Origin of the sequence: Pedobacter hiemivivus (genome assembly GCF_005144565.1) — a bacterium.
Taxonomy (GTDB): Bacteria; Bacteroidota; Bacteroidia; order Sphingobacteriales; family Sphingobacteriaceae; genus Pedobacter; species Pedobacter hiemivivus.
Genome location: NZ_SWDX01000033.1, coordinates 1 through 1,370, shown reverse-complemented (window position 1 = coordinate 1,370; position 1,370 = coordinate 1). Strand labels below are relative to the sequence as shown.

The following is a 1,370-nucleotide window of genomic DNA, read 5'->3' as shown; positions in this document are numbered from 1 at the left end:
TTTCACTGTTGTCCGGAGAAAATGATAAAACACAAAAAAAGCGGCTTAATAAATCATTAGGCCGCTTTTATATTTTAAAATTGATTTCAAAGCCCCCAAAGCTAAGCTGATTAGTTTTAAGTGCTACAGGTAACTTATCTGGGTCGTTTAAAAAAGTGAAAAGATTAATGTAACTCATCAGATGTAGTCTTATAATTGAACTAAGGTTCGAGAAAGACCATTTTCTTTTAAGCTGCACTTGAATCAGTTTGACCAGTAAATCAGATATAAACGCACACCATATCTGTATCTTAATTGCATTTACATTATCGCCAAGGAAGTACTGTAGTGGGAAATTTTGCTTTATTCTTTTGAATAGAACTTCTATCTGCCAGCGTTTCTTATAGAGGTCTGCAATTTGATGGGAAGGCAGATCAAAATTGTTGGTGAGGAACTCAAAGGTTCTTTCTTTGTGTTTATCAAAAAAGGTAACCATTCGGGCTTTAAGCTTAATTTTTCGGGCATGTGTACGTGTGCCTAAAACTATTATTTGATCATTAATAACCCCTAAACTTTTAGATTCTTCACTAACCGTGTTTATGGCTTGTTGAACATAGCTAGCTCGCTTTCTTTGCCTGGTAACGAAAAAAACACCTTCATTAGTCATGCGCTGATATTGATTATAATCTACATAACCTTTATCAAATACAATAAACGCCCCCTTTTCAAGATTGATATTTTGAAGAAAGGTCATATCGTTAGCCTTGGCTGCTGTAAATTCTATTTGTACAGGAACATCTTCAACCGCGTTTACTAACGTATGAACCTTTATACCTCCTTTTCGTTTACCATTCAGTCGACTTCTGCCGGCGGCGCCCAGAATTTCCTGAAAAAGAGTGATCGTAGAGGAGTCTGCTATGAAAAGTTTTTGATTTGTAGTCAGTCGGCTGTCCGGTAAAAGTTGACGGTGGGCTAAATATAAAGACTCATAAATTTCTCGAAAAACATCACTTGAACGCTTCATGTTCGCGTCGCATAAAGTGCTCTTACCGGGAGCTTTCAGGACTCCTAAATGGCGTAACTTATGTTGGCAGGCCTTCATTCCACTTACAACTTCACGGCTACTTGTGCATTTGTTCAATGCGCAGTATAGCATCGTTATTAAATGGGTATAAGTGTCAAAATGCTTATAGTAGTGATCGTGTTTACCGGCACGGGCAATGGATTTAATCTTGCCCCGATCCAGCAAATTTAACAGTTGATTTAGTATGGGCTGTCCGGTAAAAAATATACTTTTGCTCATGTTGATGTTTTTAAGTGTGGTAACTCAAATATATCAACAATGGGCTAGCTTAACAGCTAGCCCAAAATTTTATCCGGACAACAGTGAA

At 37.4% G+C, this 1,370-nt stretch carries 1 protein-coding gene; it reads right to left on the bottom strand.

Going from position 1 to position 1,370, the window contains the following annotated elements; translation table 11 throughout:
* Positions 1-67 precede the first annotated feature (67 nt).
* Positions 68-1,282, bottom strand: coding sequence for an IS4 family transposase (locus tag FBD94_RS25850; RefSeq protein WP_136882352.1), 1,215 nt, complete (start codon positions 1,280-1,282; stop codon positions 68-70).
* Between the last annotated feature and the right edge of the window lie 88 nt (positions 1,283-1,370).

Excerpts from the sequence above, each read along its gene's own strand:
- FBD94_RS25850 (WP_136882352.1), bottom strand. The coding sequence starts at position 1,282 with ATGAGCAAAAGTATATTTTTTACCGGACAGCCCATACTAAATCAACTG.